The sequence below is a fragment of the Bacteroides fluxus YIT 12057 genome, assembly GCF_000195635.1.
GTDB classification, from domain to species: Bacteria; Bacteroidota; Bacteroidia; order Bacteroidales; family Bacteroidaceae; genus Bacteroides; species Bacteroides fluxus.
Genome location: NZ_GL882626.1, coordinates 1 through 4,884, shown reverse-complemented (window position 1 = coordinate 4,884; position 4,884 = coordinate 1). Strand labels below are relative to the sequence as shown.

The following is a 4,884-nucleotide window of genomic DNA, read 5'->3' as shown; positions in this document are numbered from 1 at the left end:
TCGGAAGACCAAAAGTGGACGGGCAATTAGTAATGCTCGGCTATGACATCGCTGCCTTTACACCTGCATCCTATCGACGTCATCGTCTATGACGACCCTGAGAAATCTAATCTTGTGGCTGGCTTCGTACTTAGATGCTTTCAGCACTTATCCAATCCCGACTTAGATACCCGGCAATGCACCTGGCGGCACAACCGGTAAACCAGAGGTCAGTCCAACACGGTCCTCTCGTACTAGTGTCAGAGCCACGCAAATTTCATGCGCCCACGATAGATAGAGACCGAACTGTCTCACGACGTTCTGAACCCAGCTCGCGTGCCACTTTAATGGGCGAACAGCCCAACCCTTGGGACCTTCTCCAGCCCCAGGATGTGACGAGCCGACATCGAGGTGCCAAACCCCTCCGTCGATATGAGCTCTTGGGAGGGATCAGCCTGTTATCCCCGGAGTACCTTTTATCCTTTGAGCGATGTCCTTTCCATACAGAAACACCGGATCACTATGCTCTAGTTTCCTACCTGATCGACTTGTTAGTCTCCCAGTCAAGCGCCCTTATGCCATTACACTCTGCCGACGGTTACCAATCGTCGTGAGGGCACCTTTAGAAGCCTCCGTTACGCTTTTGGAGGCGACCACCCCAGTCAAACTACCCACCAAACAGTGTCCTCTCAATAGAGAGTTAGAACTCAAACAATCAAAGGGCCGTATTTCAACAGCGGCTCCACGGATACTGGCGTACCCGCCTCAAAGCCTCCGGCCTATCCTACACATCAATTGCCCAAACTCAATGTTAAGCTATAGTAAAGGTTCACGGGGTCTTTTCGTCCCATCGCGGGTAATCGGCATCTTCACCGATACTACAATTTCACTGAGCTCACGGTTGAGACAGCGTCCAGATCATTACACCATTCGTGCAGGTCGGAACTTACCCGACAAGGAATTTCGCTACCTTAGGACCGTTATAGTTACGGCCGCCGTTTACTGGGGCTTCAATTCAACGCTTCTCTCGCGATGACGTCTCCTCTTAACCTTCCAGCACCGGGCAGGTGTCAGGCTATATACTTCATGTTTCCATTTCGCATAGCCCTGTGTTTTTGTTAAACAGTTGCCTGGACCGATTCTCTGCGCCTCAAGTCGCCCTGAGGACCCTTTATCCCGAAGTTACAGGGTCAGTTTGCCTAGTTCCTTAACCGTGAATCACTCAAGCGCCTTAGTATATTCAACCCGACTACGTGTGTCCGTTTGCGGTACGGGTACCGTGGGGATTAAGTTTAGCGGATTTTCTCGGGAGTATGATTACGTGCGCTATTGGATTGTCCCGGAGGACGCTCCATACTGTCAGGTTCGACTCTTGCACCGGATTTGCCTGGCGCAATCAGCATCTACACCCTTCAACCACCTATTCCGTCAGATGGCGGCACTGCCACGACTCCGTCTCCACGTCACTCCCCAAGGTAGTACCGGAATATTAACCGGTTCTGCCATCGGCCTCGCCGTTCGGCTGAGCCTTAGGACCCGACTGACCCTGATCCGATTAGCGTTGATCAGGAAACCTTAGTCTTTCGGCGAGGGGGTTTCCCACCCCCTTTATCGTTACTTATACCTACATTTGCTTTTCCACACGCTCCAGCAGGGCTCACGCCCCACCTTCGACGCGGAGTGGAATGCTCCCCTACCGATGTTCACACATCCCAAAGCTTCGGTAGAATACTTATGCCCGATTATTATCCACGCCAAACTCCTCGACTAGTGAGCTGTTACGCACTCTTTAAATGAATGGCTGCTTCCAAGCCAACATCCTAGCTGTCTTAGCAATCTGACTTCGTTAGTTCAACTCAGTATTCATTTCGGGACCTTAGCTGTTGGTCCGGATTGTTCTCCTTTAGGACATGGACCTTAGCACCCATGCCCTCACTCCCGACATAGAACTGGCACGCATTCGGAGTTTGTCAAGACTTGATAGGCGGTGAAGCCCTCGCATCTTATCAGTCGCTCTACCTCATGCCAGTATAAGTCGAGGCTGCACCTAAATGCATTTCGGGGAGTACGAGCTATCTCCAAGTTTGATTAGCCTTTCACCCCCACCCTCAGGTCATCCAGAAGCTTTTCAACGCTTATTGGTTCGGTCCTCCAGATGGTGTTACCCATCCTTCAACCTGCCCAAGGGTAGATCACTTGGTTTCGCGTCTACTCCTTCCGACTATACGCCCTGTTCAGACTCGCTTTCGCTTCGGCTGCGGGGCTGAGCCCCTTAACCTCGCCGGAAAAAGTAACTCGTAGGTTCATTATGCAAAAGGCACGCCGTCACACCAAGAAGGTGCTCCGACCGCTTGTAGGCACATGGTTTCAGGAACTATTTCACTCTTCTGTTCGAAGTGCTTTTCACCTTTCCTTCACAGTACTGGTTCACTATCGGTCTCTCGGGAGTATTTAGCCTTACCGGATGGTCCCGGCAGATTCACGCAGAATTCCTCGTGCTCCGCGCTACTCAGGATACCACTAGGCTTCGACTGACTTCGAATACGCAACTTTCATGCTCTATGGTTGGACTTTCCAGAACATTCTTCTCGTCAGTGCTCTTGCCACGCCGTGGTCCTACAACCCCGGCGATGCCGTAACATCGCCGGTTTGGGCTATTCCCCGTTCGCTCGCCACTACTGGGGGAATCATTGTTTATTTTCTTTTCCTGCAGGTACTAAGATGTTTCAGTTCCCTGCGTTGGCCTCCAACTCAGTTGGATAATACCCCTTCAAGGTATTGGGTTGTCCCATTCGGAAATCTCCGGATCAAAGGTCATTTGCACCTACCCGAAGCTTGTCGCAGCTTATCACGTCCTTCATCGCCTCCGAGAGCCAAGGCATCCGCCATGTGCCCTTACTTACTTTTTGTCTTACCGATCACGTAGGGTCGATATATACTTTCAGCTTTTACTTTACTTTTTCTGTCACATCATGTCAAAGATCGGTGGAGGTTTATGATTCATAAACAACTCCGGAGTGGAGAATAACGGATTCGAACCGTTGACCCCCTGCGTGCAAAGCAGGTGCTCTAGCCAGCTGAGCTAATCCCCCCTGGGGAATCCTGAACCATGGACACAAAATCCACGACCCGCCATTCCAAGAGTAGTCCCAGGCAGAGTTGAACTGCCGACCTCTACATTATCAGTGTAGCGCTCTAACCAACTGAGCTATAGGACTGTCAGTCAAACCCTCGCCTTGCGGCTCGGCTTCTTCTTTCTCTTTATATTCTAATAAACAAGTACGCGTAGTCCAAGAGGTTCTTATGGTAGCATCACAAAAAGAACCGACTTCCGATCATGTAACGTGAGCGTCGCTCCAGAAAGGAGGTGTTCCAGCCGCACCTTCCGGTACGGCTACCTTGTTACGACTTAGCCCCAATCACCAGTTTTACCCTAGGGCGCTCCTCGCGGTTACGCACTTCAGGTACCCCCGGCTTTCATGGCTTGACGGGCGGTGTGTACAAGGCCCGGGAACGTATTCACCGCGCCGTGGCTGATGCGCGATTACTAGCGAATCCAGCTTCATGGAGTCGGGTTGCAGACTCCAATCCGAACTGAGAGGGGTTTTGGGGATTGGCATCACATCGCTGTGTAGCGGCCTTCTGTACCCCCCATTGTAACACGTGTGTGGCCCCGGACGTAAGGGCCGTGCTGATTTGACGTCATCCCCACCTTCCTCGCATCTTACGACGGCAGTCTCGACAGAGTCCCCAGCATGACCTGATGGTAACTATCGATAAGGGTTGCGCTCGTTATGGCACTTAAGCCGACACCTCACGGCACGAGCTGACGACAACCATGCAGCACCTTCACATATGCCTTGCGGCTTATCCGTCTCCGGATAACTCATATGCAATTCAAGCCCGGGTAAGGTTCCTCGCGTATCATCGAATTAAACCACATGTTCCTCCGCTTGTGCGGGCCCCCGTCAATTCCTTTGAGTTTCACCGTTGCCGGCGTACTCCCCAGGTGGAATACTTAACGCTTTCGCTTGGCCGCTGACTGTGTATCGCCAACAGCGAGTATTCATCGTTTACTGTGTGGACTACCAGGGTATCTAATCCTGTTTGATACCCACACTTTCGAGCATCAGCGTCAGTGACAGTCCAGCAGGCTGCCTTCGCAATCGGAGTTCTTCGTGATATCTAAGCATTTCACCGCTACACCACGAATTCCGCCTGCCTCTACTGTACTCAAGACGCCCAGTATCAACTGCAATTTTACGGTTGAGCCGCAAACTTTCACAACTGACTTAAGCATCCGCCTACGCTCCCTTTAAACCCAATAAATCCGGATAACGCTCGGATCCTCCGTATTACCGCGGCTGCTGGCACGGAGTTAGCCGATCCTTATTCATACGGTACATACAAAACAGTATGCATACTGCACTTTATTCCCGTATAAAAGAAGTTTACAATCCATAGGACCTTCATCCTTCACGCTACTTGGCTGGTTCAGACTCTCGTCCATTGACCAATATTCCTCACTGCTGCCTCCCGTAGGAGTTTGGACCGTGTCTCAGTTCCAATGTGGGGGACCTTCCTCTCAGAACCCCTATCCATCGAAGCCTTGGTGGGCCGTTACCCCGCCAACAAGCTAATGGAACGCATCCCCATCGATAACCGAAGTTCTTTAATATCCCAACCAGGCGGAAGGGATATGCCATCGGGTATTAGGCCTTCTTTCGAAGGGTTATCCCCGAGTTATCGGCAGGTTGGATACGTGTTACTCACCCGTGCGCCGGTCGCCATCTTTTATATTGCTATAAAAATGCTGCCCCTCGACTTGCATGTGTTAAGCCTGTAGCTAGCGTTCATCCTGAGCCAGGATCAAACTCTTCATTGTAAAAGTATTGTTGAGATCCA

At 51.3% G+C, this 4,884-nt stretch carries 2 tRNA genes and 2 rRNA genes; all 4 read right to left on the bottom strand.

The features are described from left to right. Window positions 1-6: 6 nt before the first annotated feature. The 4 genes from HMPREF9446_RS07745 to HMPREF9446_RS07730 all read right to left on the bottom strand — a co-directional run bounded on the left by HMPREF9446_RS07745 (window position 7) and on the right by HMPREF9446_RS07730 (window position 4,864). Window positions 7-2,888, bottom strand: a 23S ribosomal RNA gene (locus HMPREF9446_RS07745). A 109-nt stretch (window positions 2,889-2,997) separates the two neighbouring features. Next, window positions 2,998-3,071 (bottom strand) — tRNA-Ala (locus tag HMPREF9446_RS07740). Window positions 3,072-3,123: 52 nt separating this feature from the next. Next, window positions 3,124-3,197: transfer RNA gene (locus HMPREF9446_RS07735), tRNA-Ile, on the bottom strand. A gap of 142 nt (window positions 3,198-3,339) precedes the next feature. Further along, window positions 3,340-4,864: ribosomal RNA gene (locus HMPREF9446_RS07730) — 16S ribosomal RNA — on the bottom strand. The 16S and 23S rRNA genes sit together here with 2 tRNA genes alongside, the layout of an rRNA operon. Between the last annotated feature and the right edge of the window lie 20 nt (window positions 4,865-4,884).